Annotated in this window: 20 protein-coding genes; 6 read left to right on the top strand and 14 right to left on the bottom strand. The window is 62.8% G+C overall.

Translation table 11 applies throughout. From position 1 onward, the window contains the following. The 6 genes from Tal182_RS30620 to ltnD all read right to left on the bottom strand — a co-directional run bounded on the left by Tal182_RS30620 (window position 1) and on the right by ltnD (window position 5970). Complete coding sequence (locus Tal182_RS30620; protein ID WP_237350524.1) at window positions 1–354, bottom strand: hypothetical protein; 354 nt, start codon at window positions 352–354, stop codon at window positions 1–3. Window positions 355–571: 217 nt separating this feature from the next. Further along, entirely contained in the window at window positions 572–1948 is a 1377-nt protein-coding gene (locus Tal182_RS30615; protein WP_085861964.1) for an aspartate aminotransferase family protein, read from the bottom strand. A 13-nt stretch (window positions 1949–1961) separates the two neighbouring features. Beyond that, a complete protein-coding gene (locus tag Tal182_RS30610; protein ID WP_085862133.1) occupies window positions 1962–2798 on the bottom strand; it encodes a GNAT family N-acetyltransferase in 837 nt (278 codons plus the stop codon). 158 nt (window positions 2799–2956) lie between these two features. Beyond that, a complete protein-coding gene (gene otnK, locus Tal182_RS30605; protein ID WP_085861963.1) occupies window positions 2957–4234 on the bottom strand; it encodes a 3-oxo-tetronate kinase in 1278 nt (425 codons plus the stop codon). Window positions 4235–4237: 3 nt separating this feature from the next. Next, on the bottom strand, window positions 4238–5014 hold the full coding sequence (gene otnI / locus Tal182_RS30600; protein WP_085861962.1) for a 2-oxo-tetronate isomerase: 777 nt from the start codon (window positions 5012–5014) through the stop codon (window positions 4238–4240). Window positions 5015–5025: 11 nt separating this feature from the next. Then, the gene (ltnD, locus tag Tal182_RS30595; RefSeq protein WP_085861961.1) at window positions 5026–5970 is read right to left on the bottom strand and encodes an L-threonate dehydrogenase; all 945 of its coding nucleotides are present in this window, start codon (window positions 5968–5970) and stop codon (window positions 5026–5028) included. A gap of 233 nt (window positions 5971–6203) precedes the next feature. On the opposite strand from ltnD, the gene Tal182_RS30590 reads away from it, so the two are divergent. The 4 genes from Tal182_RS30590 to Tal182_RS30575 all read left to right on the top strand — a co-directional run bounded on the left by Tal182_RS30590 (window position 6204) and on the right by Tal182_RS30575 (window position 9989). Continuing rightward, the gene (locus Tal182_RS30590; RefSeq protein WP_064807691.1) at window positions 6204–7202 is read left to right on the top strand and encodes a LacI family DNA-binding transcriptional regulator; all 999 of its coding nucleotides are present in this window, start codon (window positions 6204–6206) and stop codon (window positions 7200–7202) included. 16 nt (window positions 7203–7218) lie between these two features. Continuing rightward, window positions 7219–7887 carry an aldolase gene (locus Tal182_RS30585; RefSeq protein ID WP_085861960.1) on the top strand — a complete coding sequence of 223 codons (669 nt, stop codon included), beginning with the start codon at window positions 7219–7221 and terminating at the stop codon, window positions 7885–7887. 145 nt (window positions 7888–8032) lie between these two features. Next, window positions 8033–8701: a haloacid dehalogenase type II gene (locus Tal182_RS30580; protein ID WP_085861959.1), complete on the top strand. Its 669-nt coding sequence runs from the start codon at window positions 8033–8035 to the stop codon at window positions 8699–8701. A gap of 13 nt (window positions 8702–8714) precedes the next feature. Further along, complete coding sequence (locus Tal182_RS30575; RefSeq protein ID WP_085861958.1) at window positions 8715–9989, top strand: FAD-binding oxidoreductase; 1275 nt, start codon at window positions 8715–8717, stop codon at window positions 9987–9989. Between the two features lie 144 nt (window positions 9990–10133). On the opposite strand, the gene Tal182_RS30570 is transcribed toward Tal182_RS30575, so the two are convergent. The 6 genes from Tal182_RS30570 to argE all read right to left on the bottom strand — a co-directional run bounded on the left by Tal182_RS30570 (window position 10134) and on the right by argE (window position 16790). Next, window positions 10134–11591: an NAD-dependent succinate-semialdehyde dehydrogenase gene (locus Tal182_RS30570; protein WP_085862131.1), complete on the bottom strand. Its 1458-nt coding sequence runs from the start codon at window positions 11589–11591 to the stop codon at window positions 10134–10136. 74 nt (window positions 11592–11665) lie between these two features. Beyond that, window positions 11666–12709, bottom strand: a complete 1044-nt coding sequence (locus Tal182_RS30565; protein ID WP_085861957.1) for a tartrate dehydrogenase — start codon at window positions 12707–12709, stop codon at window positions 11666–11668. 10 nt (window positions 12710–12719) lie between these two features. Further along, window positions 12720–14183: an aldehyde dehydrogenase family protein gene (locus Tal182_RS30560; protein ID WP_085861956.1), complete on the bottom strand. Its 1464-nt coding sequence runs from the start codon at window positions 14181–14183 to the stop codon at window positions 12720–12722. A 149-nt stretch (window positions 14184–14332) separates the two neighbouring features. Then, window positions 14333–14686: a cupin domain-containing protein gene (locus Tal182_RS30555; RefSeq protein ID WP_085861955.1), complete on the bottom strand. Its 354-nt coding sequence runs from the start codon at window positions 14684–14686 to the stop codon at window positions 14333–14335. A 37-nt stretch (window positions 14687–14723) separates the two neighbouring features. Then, window positions 14724–15647 (bottom strand): glyoxylate/hydroxypyruvate reductase A, encoded by a 924-nt coding sequence (locus Tal182_RS30550; protein WP_085861954.1) that lies wholly within the window; start codon window positions 15645–15647, stop codon window positions 14724–14726. Window positions 15648–15665: 18 nt separating this feature from the next. Then, complete coding sequence (gene argE / locus Tal182_RS30545; protein ID WP_085861953.1) at window positions 15666–16790, bottom strand: acetylornithine deacetylase; 1125 nt, start codon at window positions 16788–16790, stop codon at window positions 15666–15668. Window positions 16791–17052: 262 nt separating this feature from the next. Here argE and Tal182_RS30540 point away from each other — a divergent pair, with 262 nt between their 5' ends. Beyond that, window positions 17053–17955, top strand: a complete 903-nt coding sequence (locus tag Tal182_RS30540; RefSeq protein ID WP_064812759.1) for a GNAT family N-acetyltransferase — start codon at window positions 17053–17055, stop codon at window positions 17953–17955. Window positions 17956–17961: 6 nt separating this feature from the next. Here Tal182_RS30540 and Tal182_RS30535 read toward each other — a convergent pair whose 3' ends face one another. Together Tal182_RS30535 and Tal182_RS30530 are read right to left on the bottom strand one after the other, a co-directional pair. After that, window positions 17962–18162 carry a hypothetical protein gene (locus Tal182_RS30535; RefSeq protein WP_085861952.1) on the bottom strand — a complete coding sequence of 67 codons (201 nt, stop codon included), beginning with the start codon at window positions 18160–18162 and terminating at the stop codon, window positions 17962–17964. Window positions 18163–18323: 161 nt separating this feature from the next. Further along, on the bottom strand, window positions 18324–18635 hold the full coding sequence (locus Tal182_RS30530; RefSeq protein WP_085862129.1) for a hypothetical protein: 312 nt from the start codon (window positions 18633–18635) through the stop codon (window positions 18324–18326). A gap of 315 nt (window positions 18636–18950) precedes the next feature. On the opposite strand from Tal182_RS30530, the gene Tal182_RS30525 reads away from it, so the two are divergent. Next, on the top strand, window positions 18951–19856 hold the full coding sequence (locus Tal182_RS30525; protein ID WP_085861951.1) for a LysR family transcriptional regulator: 906 nt from the start codon (window positions 18951–18953) through the stop codon (window positions 19854–19856). Window positions 19857–19869 lie beyond the last annotated feature (13 nt).

Raw genomic sequence — 19869 nt, 5'->3', positions numbered from 1 at the left:
TTAAAAGTCAGGCGCGCGAAGCGGCCACGGCCTCCGCGGGGCGGCCATCGACGTGAAATGATCGGGTGCGGTGAATTCCGCCGGCTCGATCGTGCCGTCGCAGCCCTTGTGGGCATGCCGCCGCTCCCGCAGCGGCCCGCCGGCGGGCAGGCCAAGCTCCGTCCCGCTCGCGAGATAGGCGCGCACGAGATCGTCGGGAAAGAGGTCAACATCGTCTGAATAGCGGTGGGCCTCGCGATAGAGGCTGAGCGTCGCCCGCTCGCTATTGATCTCGTGTCCCGTTTCGGCTGAATCGATGAGCAAGCCGACCTCGTCGAAGCCCATGTAGCTGATTTCCGGAAGACTTTTGCTCACGCGAATTCCCCAGTGTTCGGCTCCGATGGAGCGCGGCTTCTCAAAGAAGAATATTCCGTTCCCGGCAGGATCGTTGTCCCGCTCTTGTATGAAGGCCGGATTTGTTGTGATCCGTGCCTTTCGTCTGTTTCAGTTTGTCACTTGCGCTGCGCCGGATTCTCCGAAAAGGCGCCCTGGCGCGGCACAAAACACCGAATCTAACCGTTTCGCGCTATTCTCAGACCCGCAGCGCCCCGCGCACATCCGGGTCCTCAAGCGTCTGGTCCAGCGTGAGGCGCGTGCGCTCGACGATCGCATCGATTTCCGTTTCGGTGCAGCACAGCGGCGGCGCATAACCGAGCACGCCGTTGCCGAAGGCGCGGATGACGAGGCCGTTTTCCCAGGCGCGATCGAAGATCCGGCGGGCGGGTTCGGCGGATGCCGGCAGCGGCGTCTTGTTGATCTTGTCGACCACGAGCTCGACGGCGGCGAGCATTCCGCGGCCGCGGACATCACCCACGAGCGGGTGATCTCTCAGCGATTCCAACCCCTGCATCAGCCGCGTCCCGGCCTTGACGCCGTTGTCGAGCAGGCCGGTTTCGTAAAGCTTCAGGACTTCAAGGCCGACGGCGGCGCTGACGGGATGGGCCGAATAGGTGTAGCCGTGACCGATCGCGGCGGCACCGGCACCCTCGGCGATCGTTTCATAGACGTGGTGGGCCATGAAGACGGCGCCCATCGGGACGTAGCCGGAGGTGAGACCCTTGGCGGTGGTCATGAAATCCGGCACGATTCCCTCTTCGCTGCAGGCAAAAAGCGGCCCTGTGCGGCCAAAGCCGGTGATCACCTCATCGGCCACGAAGAGAATGTCGTGCTCGCGGCAAAATTCGCGCATCGCCTTCACCCAGCCTTTCGGCGGTACGAGCACGCCGCCCGAACCCTGGATCGGTTCGACGTAGAAGGCGGCGACGCGCTCCGGCCCGATCGCCTCTACCTTGGTTTTCAGCGCTGCCAGCGAGGCCTCGATAATCGCCTGCGGATCCTCGCCGACCGGGTTGCGGTAGGCGTAATGAGACGGAATTTTATGCTGCCAGTCGAACGGAAGGCCGAAGCCGGCATGGAATGCGGGCAAAGCGGTCAGGCCCGCACCCGCCGTCGAGGAGCCGTGATAGCCCTGTTCGACCGAAATGAACTGATCGCGCTCGGGCCGTCCCCGAGCATTCCAGTAGTAGCGGATGAACCGGATCGTGCTGTCCACCGCGTCGGAGCCGCCGAGCGTGAAATAGACATGGTTGAGATCACCAGGCGCCCTGTCGGCGAGTTCTGAGGCAAGCCGGATCGCCGGCTCGGAGCCGAGGCCGAAATAGGCCGTTGCATAGGGAAGCTCCCGCATCTGCCGGGCTGCTGCCTCGACTATGCTTTCGTGGCCATAACCGGCATTGACGCACCAGAGGCCGGCGAAGCCGTCGATCAGCTGTCTGCCGGAGGCGTCGGTGACCGTTGCGCCCTCGGCCGAGGCCAGCACGCGCACGCCGTGCTTCTCGTGACTGCGGTAGGAGGCCACAGGATGGATGAGATGGGCGCGGTCGAGTTCGATGAGCGAGTTGCTGTACATTGAGATCTCCGGATCAGCCGAGTGCCTGGCTGGCAAGGGCAAAGGTGGTGGCGGTCCGGGCGGCGACGTTGCCGGCCGATGGCTTTCTCATGGCGATGCCACCACCGACATGGGCGAGCCCCTGTGTGGCGAGCCATGGAGAGAGTCCGGCTTCGGCAGTCGTGTCCACCCTGAGGAACCTTCCTGGACGACCGGCGATGTGATGTTCGATGAGTTTCCTGGCGTCATCGATATCCGCGGCGACCACGGGTCCGATCACCTCGCCGCGACCGAAGGGTCGCAGGCAGGCGAAGCCCGAAACGCTGCGGTCGCGGCGAATGACGGAGAATTCGCCCACCGTTGCGAGGTAGGAGAGCAGCCCTTCGCGGTCGGCGCCGAAGGCAAGGCGGTCGAGCGTCATGATGGCCGGGAGATCGCCGGCGGTGGCGGCGCTCGTGCCGGCCGGTGCGTCGATTTCTCCCGCGAGGCCTTGGTGCTGCAGCACGGTCCCGGTTTCATGAAAGCCGAGCTTCTGGTAGAGCGGCAGGCCCGCCGTTGTCGCGACCAGCCGCAGCGGCCGGTCGCCTGCGATTCGCAACGCGGCATCCATCAGTCGGCGGCCGAGGCCACGGCCGCGCATGATTTCATCGACGATGACCATGTTGATGGTCGCACAATCTTGTTTGTAGGCTGTGACGAGGACCGTGCCGACGACCCTGTCGTCCTCGATTGCGACCATGCCTTCGCTCAACGCGAGGGCCATCTGCCAGTCCTCTGGCCGATGCGGCCAGCCAGCCTGTCTGGAGAGCGCAACGGCTGCTTCCAGATGGTCTGGGCCGAACGCGGCGATTTCGATCTGACGTGTTTGCATCGGGCCGTCCTTCATGTCGTGCCCGCAAGTCTGCCGGAGCCCCGGCGGGCAGATCGTCTGAAGGCCGCGGTTCAGGCAGTATCTTATTGCTTTACGCCGACGGGCCGCCGCATCTTATGCCGGAGCTATTTCATCGGGATGCTCTATGCCTGGCTAGGTCACCGCATCATCGCCAGCGCTGACGCAAAGAAGTCGTCGCCACCGAAGTTTCCTGATTTCAATGCCAGAAGCATGTCGCCTTGTGCATTGCCGACCGTGCGCAGCACCGGCACGCCGGGAGCAATCTCGGGGCCGATCAGAAACGCCGGGATGGCGAGCCTGTCGACGGCGGCCCCCGAGGTTTCACCGCCGGCGACCACCAGACGCCGCACGCCTCTTTCAACCAGTTCGGCTGCGATAATCGACGTTGCTGTCTCGATCGCGTGGCCCGAGGTCTCCCGCCCATATTGCGATTGCAGGCGGGATACGGTTTCGGGCGCCGCGCTCGCGGCGACCACGACCGGGCCGGCGGAGATGCGGTCTCCGGCCCAGGAAATCGCGGCGGCGATCTCATCCGGGCCTGATATCAGGCGCTCTGGATCAAGCCGCAGCACAGGCATCGACCGTTCGGCGACCTCGAGCTGGCGTAGCGTTGCTTTCGAACAGCTGCCGGCAATAATCGCCGAAAATCCGTCGACAGGGCGAATGATGTCTTCAGCTGTTGCGCCGCCGGATATGCGGCCGGAACGGACGAGCGCCCGGGCAAGGCCGAGGCCAAGGCCGGACGCACCGGTCGATATCGGCGTTTCGAGCGCGATCTCGCCGAGCGTTTCCAGATCCTTTTCGAAAATTGCGTCGGCAACAGCCATGGTCACGCCTGTCGTGCGCAACGCATCGAGACTCGCCCTGGCGGCGGCAGGGCCGGCCGCGATGGCTGCCAGATCGATCAAGCCGACGGCGCCGCGCGTTTGCCGGGCGAGAACCCGCACGAGATTGGCGTCGTGCATCGGGTTGAGGGGGTGATCCTTGAGCGGGCTTTCGTTCAATGGTTGGCCGCCGACGAACAGATGGCCGAGGTAGACAGTCCGCCCTGTTTCTGGAAAGGCTGGTGTAACCAGCACGCTGCCGCCGCCCGCAGCATCGCGCAAGGCCTCGGTGACGGGACCGATATTGCCGGCGTCGGTGGAATCGAACGTCGAGCAGATTTTGTAAAGCACGTGGCCCGCGCCCCGATGGCGCAGCCATCGCTCGGCTTCCGTGGCAGCCGTCACGGCCTCAGAGGCAGGGACCGAGCGGATTTTCAGGGAAACGACGACGGCATCCACGTCGGGCAGCGCGAGCGAGGGATCGGGGATGCCGACCGTCTGCACCGTGCGCAGGCCATTCTTTGTCAGCGTGTTGGCGAGATCCGACGCGCCCGTGTAGTCGTCAGCAATCGATCCGAGTGAAATGGCCATTAACTAGCTCCGTGCAAAAGGGGCGAACCAGCCTAGACCGTCCAGCGTGCGGCCCCGCGGAATGTATTCGCAGCCGATAAAACCGTCGTAACCCAGCCGGTCGATTTCGCTGAACAGATAGGGATAATTCAGCTCCTCCGCATCCGGCTCATTGCGGGACGGCACACTGGCGATCTGGATATGGCCGGTGACCGGCAGCAGGCGCCGCAATGCCATGGCGACATCGCCATGGATGATCTGACGGTGATAGATGTCGAATTGAAGCTTCACGTTCGGCAGGCCGCATTCGGCGATCAAACGCTCGGCCATGGCGAAGTCGTTAAGGAAGTATCCCGGCATATTGCGCCCGTTGATCGGCTCAAGCAGAAGGTCTATGCCCTTTTCCCCGAGCCGGCCGGCGGTGTAGGCGACGGAGCGCCGGTAGGAGGCAGAGGCGTCTCGATCATGAGGATCGGCGATGCCTGCCATCAGGTGCAACCGTCTGACGCCGGTCGCCGCCGCATAATCCAAAGCCCGCTCGACACAAGTCTTCAGCTCATCGAACCGTCCGGGAAGGGCCGCGATGCCGCGTTCGCCGGCACCCCAGTCGCCTGGCGGCAGGTTGAACAAAGCCTGCTGCAGATTGTTGCGGGCGAGCCGTTCGGCGAGGGCCTCCGGCGCGGCTTCATAGGGAAAGAGATATTCGACGGCGGAAAACCCCGCATCGGCTGCAGCATCGAAGCGGTCGAGGAAGGCCCATTCGTTGAACATCATCGTCAGGTTGGCGGCGAACACAGGCATGTCGGCTTCCTTTACAGGCTCTGCGGCTCCTTGACGCGGCCGGGCAATTCTGCGCCGGAAAGCAGGGCATAGAGGCGTGCGAGTGAGGAATCGTCGTCACGGCCCATGCCGGCTCCGGCCGCCGCCAGGTACATTTGCAGGGCGGCTGCCGCGAGCGGCGCCGGATATCGTTCGTAGCGCGCCATATCCTGGACGATACCGAGGTCTTTGACGAAGATCTCGATGCTGCTGAGCGGCGTATAATCCCCGGCAAGTACATGCGGCACGCGGTTTTCGAACATCCAGGAATTGCCGGCCGAGGCGGTGATGACTTCATAAACCTTGTCGAGGTCGAGACCCTGCTTGGCCGCAAAGCTTATGGCCTCACATGCGGCTGCGATATGCACGCCGGCGAGAAGCTGGTTGATCATCTTGAAGGCGGCGCCGGTTCCGGCCGCGCCGCCGAGCTCGTAGACCTTGCCGGCCATGGCGTCGAGACCTGGGCGCGCCCTGTCGAAGGCTTGGCTGGAGCCGGATGCCATGATCGTCAGTTCGCCAAGCGCCGCCTTGGCTGCGCCGCCCGATATCGGCGCATCGAGATAGTGCAGACCGAGGGCCTCTACTCTTTGTGCGAGATTGCGTGCGACGGCGGGATCCATGGTTGCCGATGAGATGAACACGGCGCCTGCCTTCATCGTGCTTGCAACGCCTTCAGGGCCGAACAGCACGGCCTCGGTTTGCGCGCCGTTGACCACCACGCAGACAACAATGTCGGCCTCCCTGGCGGCGTCGGCAGGAGTCGCCGCGCCACGTCCGCCGTCGGCGACGAAGCGGTCCACTGCCGCCGGCGTTATGTCATATCCGATGACGTCAAGACCTGCGCGCTTCATCGACCGGGCCATTCCCAGTCCCATAGAGCCTAGACCGATGACGGCCGCAATGACGGTGGGGCGCGAGTTTTCGGCAAGCGGTGTCATTGGAGTTTCTCCAGTCTTGAAAGATCCATGCCCTGGCACCTGCGGCCAGCTGTTTTGGCAGCGCTGCCATTTTCCTACTCCTTTTTGGCAGCGCTGCCAACTGTGAATTGGCAGCGCTGCCAAAAAAATCTTGCTTCTGGCCGGAAGTGATGAAAAATGGATGTCGCACTGAGGCGCCCCCAAGGATTGCTTCGCGCGTCCAAAGATTCCAGAGGCCGGGTTCGAAAGTGACCATGGAATTCAAACATCAGTCGACGGTGACCCTTGCAGAGGTCGCGCAAGCGGCCGGCGTCGGCGAGAGCACGGTGTCGCGCGTGCTGCGCAACCACGGTTCTTTTTCCGGCAGAACGCGGGAGCGGGTGATGGCTGCCGTCGAGCGGCTGGGCTATGTCCCGAACCGGATCGCCGGAACGCTTGCCTCAACCGGTTCGCGTCTTGTCGCCTTCGTCATTCCCTCGCTGTCCAACATCGTATTTTCCGACGTGCTGCGTGGAGCGAGCGCCGTTCTGGAAGAAAACCGCTATCAGGCGGTGTTTTCGGTGACGGACTATGATCCGGGCAAGGAGGAGGCGCTCGCAACCGCAATGCTTGCCTGGCGGCCGGCGGCAGTGATGCTGGCGGGGTATGAGCACACCGACGGCACGACGAAGATGTTGCGCGCCAGCGGATGTCGTGTTGTGGAACTGCTCGATTTGGACGGCGATGCCCTTGATATCGCCGTCGGCTTCTCGAACCGCGCTGCCGGGCGGGAGAGTGCTGCCTTCCTGCTCAGGCGGGGCTATCGACGGATTGGCTATGTCGGTCACGACCTGGACCGCGACACCCGCGCCGGCAAGCGTTTTTCGAGTTTTTGTGACACTCTCGACGCCAACGGAACTCCGCTCATCGCTCGCGAAATTGTGGCGGGCGCTTCGTCGGTGGAAAACGGTAAGCAGGGGCTGGAGCGACTGCTGGCACGAGCAACCGACCTCGACGCGGTCTATTTTTCCAACGACGACATGGCGCTCGGCGGTTATTTTCACTGTCTCGCCCAAGGGATCGCCATCCCCTCGCAGCTCGCCATTTTCGGCTATAACGGCCTCGATATCGGCCGGGCAATACCGCAACCCTTATCGACCATCCGGACGCCGCGCGTGACGACGGGGCAGATCGCCGCTGAGCTGGTCATCGCCAACGCACCGCCGCAGGCCATCGATCTCGGTTTTGAACTGATCGAAGGGGCAACTGCGTAATATTGGAGGAACCGCCATGTCCGATGCGCGCCTGCGTGAGGAAATCTGCCGATACGGTCGCTCGTTGTTCGAGCGCGGACTGACGCCCGGTTCGTCCGGCAATATATCGTTGCGGCTGGAGGACGGCGGCTGGCTGGTGACGCCGACCAACGCCTCGCTCGGTTTTCTCGACCCGGCCCGGATCTCGAGGCTCGACGCGGAAGGCCGGTTGCTGTCCGGCGACAAGCCGACCAAGGAAATCCCGCTTCACACCGCCCTCTATGATACACGCGGCAGGGCTCGCGCCATCGTTCATCTTCACTCCACCCATGCGGTGGCGCTCACCATGCTGCCGGAGATCGATCCGCGCGCGGCCCTGCCGCCGATGACACCATATTACCTCATGCGCGCCGGCGAGACCGCTTTGGTGCCGTATTATCGCCCCGGGGATCCCGCGGTGGCCGATGCAATCCGGGGGCTGGCCGGCAAATATTCATCGGTGCTTCTCGCCAATCATGGACCTGTTGTCGCCGGTGACAGCCTGGAGGCGGCGGTCTTCGCGACCGAGGAACTGGAGGAAACGGCGAAGCTCTATCTGCTGTTGCGCAACCTCAATCCCCGGTTCCTCAGCCCGGCTCAGGTGGCCGATCTCGTCAATACCTTCGGCCTCGATCTTCCGTCGCATCATGACCACGATCACGATTGAACCCGAGAGCACGCAACCTTCTGCCAAACGCCGCTTTCTATACGATAGATTCTGCTTCCGATGCCGCCCAATTCAGGTAAGCCGCGGATAAAGCGGTGCCTATGATTGTGAAACATCCCGGTTCCAATCATTCAAGGATAGGCAGATGACGACGTTCCGCCCGAAATACATCACCTTCGACTGCTACGGCACGCTCACCAACTTCCAGATGGCGGAAGCGGCACGCGATCTCTACGGCGACCAACTCGACGAACCGCGCATGGCGGAGTTCGTCAAGAATTTCGCCGCCTATCGTCTCGACGAGATCATGGGCGCCTGGAAGCCCTACGCGGAGGTGGTGCACAACTCGCTCGAGCGGACATGCAAGCGCAACGGCGTGACGTTTCGCGATGAAGCCGCTCAGATGGTCTACGCACGTGTTCCGACCTGGGGGCCGCATCGCGACGTACCCGAGGGTCTTGCCAGGGTTGCCCAGGAAATTCCGCTGGTGATCCTGTCCAATGCCATGGACGCGCAGATCATGTCGAATGTCGAAAAGCTCGGCGCGCCCTTCCACGCGGTCTACACCGCGCAACAGGCAAATGCCTATAAGCCGCGTTTCCAGGCCTTCGAATATATGTTCGATATGCTCGGCTGCGGACCGCAGGACGTGCTGCATTGCTCGTCCTCCTTCCGCTACGATCTGATGTCGGCCCACGATCTCGGCATCAAGAACAAGGTCTGGGTCAATCGCGGTCACGAGCCGGCCAATCCCTATTACGGCTATGTCGAAATCCCCGATATATCGGGTTTGCCTGGCGTCGTTGGCCTCTGACGGAGACAAGCGGATGCGGTTCCAGTCCTACTGGCACGACACAGCGCGTGCTTTTGCCGATGCGGCTCAAGGTCCTGTCGAAGGACATTATGACGTCGCCGTCATTGGCGCGGGTTTCACCGGGCTTGCGGCAGCGCGTCAGCTTGCGAAAGCCGGCGTCAAGGTCGTCGTGCTGGAGGCCGAACGCGTGGGCTGGGGGGCGTCGGGACGCAATGGTGGTCACCTCAACAACGGACTAGCCCACAGCTTCCTGTCCGCTAAGTCAGCGCTCGGCGCGGAGAGGGCTATCGCGCTTTACCGGGCATTCGATGAGTCCATCGACACGATCGAGGCGATCATTGCCGAGGAGGGGATCGACTGCAATTTCCGTCGCGCCGGAAAGCTGAAGCTTGCCTCCAAGCCGCAGCATTTCGATGCCATTGTCCGCAACTTCGAGGCTGTGCATAGGGAGGTCGATCCGGAGACGGCGCTTCTTTCGGCGGATGACTTGAAGAGTGAGGTCGGCTCGCCCTTCCATGGCGCCATGCTCTCGAAGAAGAGCGCGATGATGCATATGGGCCGCTATGTCGCCGGGCTCGCCGCCGCGGCCGTCCGCCACGGCGCCGTCATTTTCGAAAAGGCTGCCGTGACCGGCCACAGGCAAGGCAACGGCCGCCACAGCCTCGAGACCGGGCGGGGCACCGTCACCGCCGACCATGTGCTCGTCGCGACAGGCGCGTACACGCCGTCGCTCTTCGGCTATTTCCGCCGCCGGATCGTTTCCGTCGGCAGCTTTCTGCTCGCCACCCGACCGCTGAACGACGCCGAAATCGCAGCGACGATGCCGGGGAACCGGACCTGTGTCACCTCGCTGAACATCGGCAATTATTTCCGGCTGTCGCCGGACAACCGGCTGATCTTCGGCGGCCGCGCACGCTTTTCCGCCACCTCGGATCAGCGATCGGATGCAAAGAGCGGCGATATTCTGCGCGCCGGTCTGGCTGAAATCTTCCCGCAACTTGCCGGCGTCGAGATCGACTACTGCTGGGGCGGGCTCGTCGATATGACGAAAGACCGCTATCCCCGCGCGGGCTATGTCGACGGCGTTTGGTACGCCATGGGCTATTCCGGCCACGGCGCCCAGCTCTCCACCCATCTCGGCATGATGATCGCCGATGCCATCATGGGCAAGGTGGATCGCAATCCGGTAAAAGGGCTCGAATGGCCCGCCGTTCCCGGCCATTTCGGCAAGCCGTGGTTCCTGCCGGTCGTCGGGCTCTATTACAAGACACTCGATCGCTTCATGTAAGCCGCGGCGTGACGAGCGCGGTTCAGCCGTTCTCTGGCGTGTGTCGCAAAACATTGCAGCGGTGCGAGACAGGATCCGAAGCTTGCGATATTATTTAGGAAGGGCGCCGGAATGACTTTCCGGCGCCCTTTGTTTTCTTGTCGATCAGGAGAGCCCGCCGATGTGGAAGCTCTTCATTTCCAGATATTCGTCAATGCCGCATTGGGCGCCCTCACGCCCGAGGCCGGATTGCTTGACGCCGCCGAACGGAGCGACCTCGGTGGAAATGGCGCCGGTGTTCAGGCCGATCATGCCGAATTCGAGCGCCTCACCGACCCGCCAGGACCGCTTCAGGCTCTCGGTGTAGAAATAGGCCGCAAGGCCGAAGGGGGTGGAATTTGCGATGCGGATCGCCTCCTCCTCGGTGTCGAACCGGAACAGCGGGGCAACAGGTCCGAATGTCTCTTCGCTGGCAAGCTGCATGTCGGTGGTCGCGCCGCCAAGCACCATCGGAGCGGCATATTGATCGCCTGCCGGCACGGAATCCGCAGTGGCGAGGATCTTTGCTCCCTTGTTTACCGCATCCTCCACGTGCCGGTTGATCTTCTCGATCGCAGCTTTGTTGATCATCGGTCCGATATCCGTGCCGGCCTCGGTGCCTGCCCCGACCTTCATGGCCGAGACCCGCGCGCCGAGTTTGGCGGCAAAGGCATCGTAGACGCCAGACTGGACGAGAAGACGGTTGGCGCAGACGCAAGTCTGTCCGCCGTTGCGGAATTTCGATGCGATGGCGCCTTCGACGGCAAGGTCGAGATCGGCATCGTCGAAAACGATGAAAGGCGCGTTGCCGCCGAGTTCGAGGCTGAGCCGCTTGACGCTGTCGGCGGCACCACGCATCAACAGCGAACCGACGCGGGTCGAGCCGGTGAAAGAGATCTTGCGGACGGTCTGGTTCGCCATCAATTCGTCGCCGATTGCAGTCGGCATGCCGGTGACGATGTTGATCACGCCCTTGGGAATGCCGGCGCGTTCCGCCAGAACGGCGAGCGCCAGCGCCGAAAACGGGGTCAGGTCGGATGGCTTGATGACAACCGTGCAACCCGCCGCAAGCGCCGGCCCCACCTTGCGGGTGATCATCGCATTGGGAAAATTCCAGGGCGTGATGATCGCCGATACGCCGACGGGCTCCTTCAAAACGACGATCCGCCGATCCGCTGTCGGCGAGGGAATGGTCGTGCCGCCGATGCGGCGTGCTTCCTCGGAAAACCATTTGATGAATGAGGCGCCGTAGCGGATTTCGCCCCGGGCTTCCGTCAGCGGCTTGCCCTGTTCCGTCGTCAGGATCAGCGCCAGGTCCTCGATATTGTCGAGCATCAGATCGTGCCAGGCCTCGAGCAGGGCGGCGCGCTGGGCATGGGTCTTGGCCCGCCATGGACCAAAAGCTTTTTCTGCCGCCACGATCGCGGCCCGCGTGTCGGCTCCGTCCATGTCGGGCACGCTGCCCAGCACGTGCTGCGTCGCCGGATCGATGACCTCGATCGTGCGCCCGGCTGCGCCCCCGCGCCATTCTCCGTCGATGAGCCCCTGCTGGCGCAGCAGGCTTCCATCCCTCAATCCGTTCATCTTGTCCTCTTTCATCAAAGCGTCCTCTCCACAATTCCGGGCGCAAAACCGCGGCGCAATTTGTGCGACGTGCTCTAATCGAGTGCCGAAAGCACCGATGCCGTGATCGCCTCCGTCTTGTCCTTGCCGGGAGTGGCGCCGATGCCGCGCGCGGTCGTCGTTTCGATCGCGGCCATTATCCTTCCGGCGGCAACCGCTTCTCCGAGATGCTCCAGCATCATTGCGCCCGACCAGATGGCGGCGATCGGATTGGCAATTCCCAGATGAGCGATATCGGGCGCGGAGCCGTGGACCGGTTCGAACATGGACGGCGCCGAGCGGTCAGGATTGATGTTGGCGGATGCCGCAAAGCCGAGCCCGCCCTGGATGGCGGCGCCAAGGTCGGTCAGGATGTCGCCGAACAGGTTGGAGGCGACCACGACATCGAGGCTTTCGGGCGCCATCACCATGCGGGCGGCCATGGCGTCGATATGATAGCTGGTCACCTCGACATCGGGATATTCCGCCGAGAGCTTGCGGGTAATCTCGTCCCAGAAGACCATCGAATATTTCTGCGCGTTGGACTTCGTCACCGAGGCGAGTTTGCCGCGCCGCGCCCGTGCTTGCTCGAAACCGAAACGCAGGATGCGTTCGACCCCCTTGCGGGTGAATATCGCGGTTTCGATCGCCACTTCGTTGTCCGTGCCCTGATGGACGCGGCCGCCGGCGCCGGAATATTCGCCCTCGGTGTTTTCACGAATGCAGAGAATGTCGAAATCGTCAGACCGCAGCGGTCCCTGCACGCCTGGAAGCAGACGGTGCGGGCGGATATTGGCATATTGCACGAAAGCCTTGCGGATCGGCAGCAGGAGGCCGTGCAGCGATACGGAATCCGGCACTTTTCGGGGCCATCCGACGGCGCCGAGCAGAATGGCATCGAAAGACCGCAGCGTTTCGATCCCGTCGGCAGGCATCATGCTGCCATTTTCGAGATAGTAGTCGCAGGACCAGGGAAGGCGGGTTGCCTCAAGAGAAAGTCCGCCTGATCCGGCTGTTTTTTCGAGCACGGACCAGGCAGCGTCGGTCACGTCGCGGCCGATGCCGTCTCCGGGCAGAAGGGCGATTTTGTAGGTCTTCATCGCAGCTCCTTTAAAGGCTGATGAGCACGCTCTTGCTCTTGCGGTTGGCATGATAGGCTTCGCGGCCGAGATCCTTGCCGATGCCGGATTGCTTGTAGCCGCCGGTCGGCAGGATATGGTCGCGCGATCGGCCGTAACGGTTAACCCAGACGGTGCCGGCCTGCAGGCGACGGGTGAGGCGGATCGCGCGCGAGAGATCGCGGGTGAAGAGGCCCGCGGCCAGGCCATAGGATGGGTGATCGGCGAGGCTTAGCGCCTCCTCCTCATCCTCGAAGGTCTGGATGGTCAGGACCGGTCCGAAGATTTCCTCGAGAACCGCGGGCGATGTTGCCGTCACGCCCGAAATCAGCGTCGGCGCGTAAAAATAGCCCTCACGATCGAGCCGGCCGCCACCCGTAAGACATTCGGCCCCGCCGTCGATGGCGGCGCGGATGATGCCATCCATGCGGGCGATTTGGCGTTCGGAGATAACGGGCGAATAATCGGTCGTTTCCTCCCAGGTCGGCCCCGGTCGGACTGCCGCCAGTCTGGCGACGAGGGCCGCTACGAGCGCGTCCGCCACCTTCGCCTCGACGATGAGGCGGGATCCGCATATGCAGGCCTGGCCGGCGTTGGACAAAATGCTGGTGGCGATGGCGCCTGCCGCAAGGTCGAGATCGGCATCCGCGAAGACCAGCTGAGGGCTCTTGCCACCGAGCTCCAACGTCATGGGCTTCACGCCGGTGCGGGCAATATTGGCCATGATGGCTGCACCGGCCGTGGTCGAGCCGGTGAAGCTCACTTTGGAAATCCCGGGATGCCCGGTGATGGCGGTTCCGGTGATCGGACCGTCGCCAAGGACGACATTGACGAGGCCGGCGGGCAGGCCGGCCCGCACCGAAAGCTCGGCGAGATAGAGTGTCGAGAACGGCGTCATCTCCGATGGCTTCAGCACCACGGCATTGCCCGCCGCCAGCGCCGGGGCAAGCTTCCAGCCTGCCATCGACAGGGGAAAATTCCAGGGCGTGATGGCGCCGACGACGCCATAGGGTTCCGTCACGATCATGCCGAAATTCGCGTCGTTGGTCGGGACGAGATCGCCGCCTTCCTTGTCGGCGAATTCGGCAAAGAAGCGAATCTGCTCGGCGGTGACGGCGATATCGCCGACGACGAGATGGCCGACGGGGCGGGTCGAGGAAAGCGCTTCGAGCTTGGCGAGGGTCTCCGCCTCGGCTTCGATCAGGTCCGCCCAGCGCTGCAGCGCCTTGGTGCGATCGCGCGGCCGCACACCACCCCAATTGCTTCTATCTAACGCCCCCCTTGCCGTCTCCACGGCCTGATCGACAAGAGCTGCATCGGCAAGCGGACAGCCGGCATAGGGCTTGCCGTCGGACGGCCGATGCATATCGATGACGGCTTCGGCCGGAACCAGCCGGCCGCCGATGAAATGTCCCATGGGCAGGGAAATCGAGTTTGGATCGAAGCTGAGTGTCATTGCGTGTCCTCGGCATGAGCTTGTTTAAGCCTAGCTTGGGAAACCGAGCAGCATGCATCGACCGGAATTGCTGCAGCGGATGAAAATTGCGTTTTCCGCGCCGCCGCCAGTCAAATCTACGGCCGGTGATCGCGCCGGGCCGCTCGCCGTCACGTCACGGTCACGTAGATCTTGCGAACCGTCTCGATCGTCTTCCAGACGCCGACGAAGCCGGGCTTCATAACGAAACTGTCGCCGGCCCCGTAGACCACCGGTTCTCCGCCGTCCGGTGTGAGCTCGACCAGCCCGGACAGAATATGGCAGAACTCGAACGTCTCACCCTTGATCGAACGCGTCTCACCGGGCGTTGCCTCCCATACGCCGGTATGGACCGTCTCTGCGCGAGCGACGTCCTGCGCCCAGGTCTTGAAGATGGGATTACCCGCGATCAGACGCTCGGGCAGGGGGCCGGACTCGCGCGGCGGATGGGATGGGTTGGTATCGATCGTCTTGAGCAGGGACATGGTTTTCCTTTCGAGGTGCAGATGGTGGGAGAGAGGATCAGTAGCCGCGGCTGCGATCGACCAGTCCGATCGGGTCGAGGCCCGCCCGGTGCCGTTTGATGTTGCCGATCACCACGGCCGCAGCGGTTTCGGCTTGGGTGACGCTGGCAATATGCGGCGTCAGCAGGATTTTCGGATGATTCCAGAAGGCGTGGCCCGATGGCAGCGGCTCGGGATCGGTGACATCGACGACAGCGCCGGAGAGATGGCCGGCGTCGAGCGCACCGACGAGCGCCTGATGATCGAGTTGAGCGCCGCGACCGACATGAACGAGTGCGGCCCCAGCGGGAAGCCTGGCAAAGAGCTCGGCATTCAGGAAGCCGCGCGTCTCCTCGGTCAGCGGCAGCATGCAGACGAGAATATCGGTGGTGGCAAGCAGGGTACCGAGTCCCTCGCCGCCACTGAGGCACCGGACGCCGTCGATCGCACGCGGAGTGCGGCTCCAGCCGGACAGCGTAAAACCGAAGGGGCGCAAACTCTCAAGCACCGCGCTTCCCAGCATGCCAAGCCCGAGCACGCCGATGCGGCGTTTTGCGGCCTGAACGGGTGCGAGCGGCTGCCAGATCCCGCGGCGCTGCTGGCCGAGATAGGCCGGCAGATCGCGATGGAGAGCGAGCACAGCGAGCGTCACATATTCCTGCATCATTCTGACGATGCCGTCTTCGACCATGCGCACCACCTTGACCTGCGCAGGCACGGCATCGATGCGAAACTGATCGATGCCGGCGCCGATCGAAAACAGGATTTCAAGATTATCGTAACGGGCGAGATCATCCGGCACGGTCCAGGTGATGAGGTAACGCACAGCCTCCGGTTCGACCGATGCCGGATCCATGGCGAAGGCTATGTCGGGCAGTTCGCGCGCGAAGGCCTCGGCGAATATGGCGCCGCGCTTCGCATCGGAATTGAAGAGAAAGGTCATGGCAACGCTCCTTGATCGTCAGGCGGTGCAACGTCGGGCGAGTGCCTCGATCATGCCCTGGCAGGCCAGGAGTTCGCTCGCGAGGATGAATTCGTCCGGTCGGTGAGCACGGGCGATATCGCCTGGGCCGCAGATGATCGCATCGATGCCGGCGCGCTGGAAAAGGCCGGCCTCGGTGCCGTAGCTGACGGCGGCGAGCGGCTCGATACCTGTGAGTTCTTCAAGCAAGTGCGCAAGTGGCGCATCGGCGGTAAGCGACAGCGCCGGATAGGCGCTAAGTTCGCGCCATTCCGACTGAAAGCCACGTTGCGGCAGCGCGTCGGCCATCGTTCGCAGCGGCGCCAGCAGCGTGGCCGGGTCGATTCCGGAAATCGCCCTGGCCTCGAACTCGGCCTCGCAGCTCTCGGGAATAATGTTGACCGCCTGGCCGCCCTTTAGCGTGCCGACCTGGAGCGAGGAATAGGGCGGTTCGAACCCAGGATCGAACGGACCCTGCGCCAGCCGTTCGGCTTCGGCGCTGGCGCAAGCCAAGACCTCGGTCATGGCATGGATTGCATTTAGTCCCTGGTCGGGGCGCGAGGAATGGCCGGATCGGCCTCTGACCGTCAGCCGGGCGGCCGCCTTGCCCTTGTGGGCGCGGATCGCCCGCATGCCGCTCGGCTCGCCGATAATCGCGCCGAGCGGAGGTTCACAGAGCTCAGGCAGGCGGGCGATCATGTGCGGGACCCCGCGGCAGCCTGCCTCCTCATCGTAGGAAAAAGCGAAGTGGATGGGTCGGCGGAGTTGTGCCGCCGCGAGTGCCGGGACGGCGGCAAGCACGACGGCGAGAAAGCCCTTCATGTCCGTGGTTCCGCGACCGTAGAGGCGGTCCGTTTCGGCGCGGAGACGGAACGGATCGCTGCTCCACCCGCCTTCCGTGGCAGGAACGACGTCCATATGGCCGGAGAGGATGTAGCCCGGCGTCTCCCTTGGACCGATCGTTACAAAGAGGTTCGACCGGTCGCCCTCGGGGCCGGCAATCTCCGTGGCGACAATACCGTGCCTTTGCAGGTAATGCCTGATCCACCCAACGATCTCACCGTTCGGCGTGCCGACGACCGAGGGAAAGCCGACCAACCTTTCGAGGATTTCAATTGCCTGCATGAGCTTCCTCGCATCGCGGGATATAGAATTGCACCGGCCCACTCGCGGTCAACGGCACGGGCGGCGGTCGGGATCTGGTCAATGACTGTAGGGACCCGCCCAGGCTTTATTTGCCGAAACTGCATCGGATTTGGACGATTGTTGTGTTTGCACGGGCTTCGCCAGTGAATTGTATCGCGCGATCCGTCCTAATCTCGACGAAGGAACTTCCGGGCGCAGCTTTCCCTATGGGGTGGCCGGACAACACCGCAGGAGGGCGGGAGTGAGTGCACTGACATCCGAATCCAGGTTGGTCGATAGTTTCGAGACGCGCATAACCGGGATCGACAGTGTCGACCTCGACAAACTGCATACGCTTTCGATGTCCGTCGCTTGGCCGCATCGCCGTGAAGACTGGCAATTCCTGCGCGAATTCGGCCAGGGCATTGCGGCCATCGATGAAATCGGGCGCATCCTCGGCTCCGCGATGTGGTTTCCCTATGATGACCGGTTCGCCACAATCGGTATGGTCATCACCTCGCCGCGCCTGCAGGCCAATGGCGCCGGGCAGTGGTTGATGGGCCACGCGCTCGACCAGGTCGCCGGACGAAATCTTGGGCTGAACGCGACGCGGGCGGCGCGACGCCTTTATCTGTCCTTGAATTTTGTTCGTGAGGCGCCTGTCTTTCAATGCCAGGGCGAAGCGATAGCGCCACCGGATGTGGAGTTGCCGGCCGGTGCTGCAATACGGCCCGTGGAAGCTGAAGATCTGGAGGCGATCGCGGAACTGGATCGCGTGGCCTTCGGCACGGACCGCACGCCACTTCTGGCTCGGCTCATGACAAATTCGAAGGGTGTCCTGCTGGTCCGCGGCGGCCGGATCGAGGCCTTCTCGCTTTGCCGAAGGTTCGGGCGCGGACATGTCGTCGGCCCGGTGGTGGCGGTCAGTGACGCAGACGCAATTGCGGTCGTCCATCCGCATGCGCTTGAGCATGCGGGGTCATTCCTGCGCCTCGATACGCGCGAGAAAGTCGGGATATTTGCCGATTTTCTCTCCCGCTGTGGCCTTGCTGTCTTTGACTTCGTGACAACCATGTCGCTGGGCGACCCTTGGCTTCCAAGTCCGGGAGGTCAGGTCGGGCATCGGCCGAAAACCTATGCGCTCGTCAGCCAGGCGCTCGGCTGACGGGAATTAGGCGCCGGGATAAATGGGCATGGCGGCCGAAGCCTTGATACGTTCGGCTTCGGGTCGGAAGGAACGATATTGCCACAGGCCTTCCGCCGTTTCCCGCCGGTATACGGTCTCGAGCCAGAACACCGTGTCATCGATCGGCAGGACAGGATGCCAGGCATACCACTCCGACCAGATCCTCTCTCGCCGATCGATATTCATCGCCCCTCTCCCCATTCTTGAAGCGATCCGCTTCGAAAAATATTCAGCAGGAGAGAACTATATTACGAAATTATTCTGTCGCGAAGATCGTTTTTGGCGCCGCGCGAAGTTGCTCAGCCAATTGTCTCACCGCCGCTTGCGCGGACAAGACGGCCGGATACTCAGCCAATCGAACGTAGCGCGAGATAGGCGGCCAGGCTAACGGCAGAAAGGGCGATGGTCAGCCTGGGTCGGGCGTCGTCGAACATTGCCGCCAGCATAAGGCAGAGCATCAGCACGACGGATTTGGCCCAGAGATTTTGGTCGGAGATGGTGAAGGCGACTGCCGCCAGAAAGACGGCGCTTGCGACGACCGTCACTGGAGCGGATTTCTCGGCGAGATCGCCGCCGGAAAAATACGGCAGAAGAAAACGCCGCATGCTGAGGCCTGAAGCGACGCTCAGAAGAAGGCAGGTCAAGACTAGGTGCAGCATATGGTCGGCGCCGGTCGCTCTACAGATCAGCATAGAGACGCAATCCCCATGCCAGCCGCAAAACGCCCGGTCGCCGGGACGATGCAGCGGTTTGCGTGGCTATTTCGGTGGCGTCTCGATCTTTTTTTCGGCAATCACTTGGCTGTCTGGCCTGCGGATGGCGCCGACATTTTTAATGAGAAGGTCGAGCCCGGGAGCCTTCACGCACGGCCCTGATTCCGGTTTTTCGCCTATGTCTAAACCCGCTTGAGCTCGGGTGATGATTTTTATATAGAGAACAATGACTCGCTTTAATTCCGGAAAAGAGATTTTTCATTGGACCTTTCGTCAATCGAGATATTCCTCGCCGTTGCCAGCGATCGTAGCGTTACCAAGGCCGCAAAGGCAGTCGGGCGGGTGCCGTCGAACGTGACGACGCGCATCCAGCAACTGGAGGAGGACCTTGGCACTTGCCTGTTCAGCCGTGACGGCAAGAAGATGACGCTGACACGGGAGGGCGAAACCTTTCTCGTCTATGCCAACCGACTTGTGGCGCTGGCGCTCGAAGCGCGTCAGGCCGTGCGGCCTCTCGCTCCATCGGGAACATTGCGGGTCGGCACGATGGAGAGCACGGCGGCAAGCCGGCTGCCGGCGGCGTTGACGCAATTCAACCAGATGTGGCCCGATGTGTCGCTGCATCTGACGATGGGCGCGTCTCGCGATCTCGCCCGCGACGTTCTGGCCGATGCGCTGGATTGCGCGCTGATTGCCCGCCCACCAAAGACGATGCGCGAGGAGGATCTGGATTTCGATGCCGTACTCAAGGCGCTGGAGATGGAGACGGTCTTCGTCGAAGAATTGTTGATCGTGCTGCCATCCGGCCATCCCGCCATCAAATCCGCGGCCGACCTGCGTGTCGGATCCCTGGCAGCTTTGGAACCTGGCTGCACCTATCGCCGGATTGCCGAAAACTGGGCGCGAAAATCGAGGGACCTGCCGACGAGCGAGCTCGGCTCCTACCATGCGATCCTGGCGAGCGTTGCGACCGGGAATACGGCGGGCGTGATGCCAAGGTCCGTTCTCGATCTCATGCACTGGCCGACTGCCGTTCAGACCCATCAGCTCGGGCCGGTCGAAACGCTGCTGGTTTACCGCAAGGACGATTGCCCCAGCGCCTTCAGTGCCTTCCATGAGGTGCTTGGCGCAACCAAAGGCAGAGATGTCAGGCTAGCGGCGAACTAGCTCCTGCCTCTCC

The organism is Rhizobium sp. TAL182 (genome assembly GCF_002117725.1).
In the GTDB taxonomy this organism is placed as follows: domain Bacteria; phylum Pseudomonadota; class Alphaproteobacteria; order Rhizobiales; family Rhizobiaceae; genus Rhizobium; species Rhizobium esperanzae.
The sequence above is the reverse complement of the archived record's forward strand: the minus strand, read 5'-3'. Positions and strand labels throughout refer to the sequence as shown.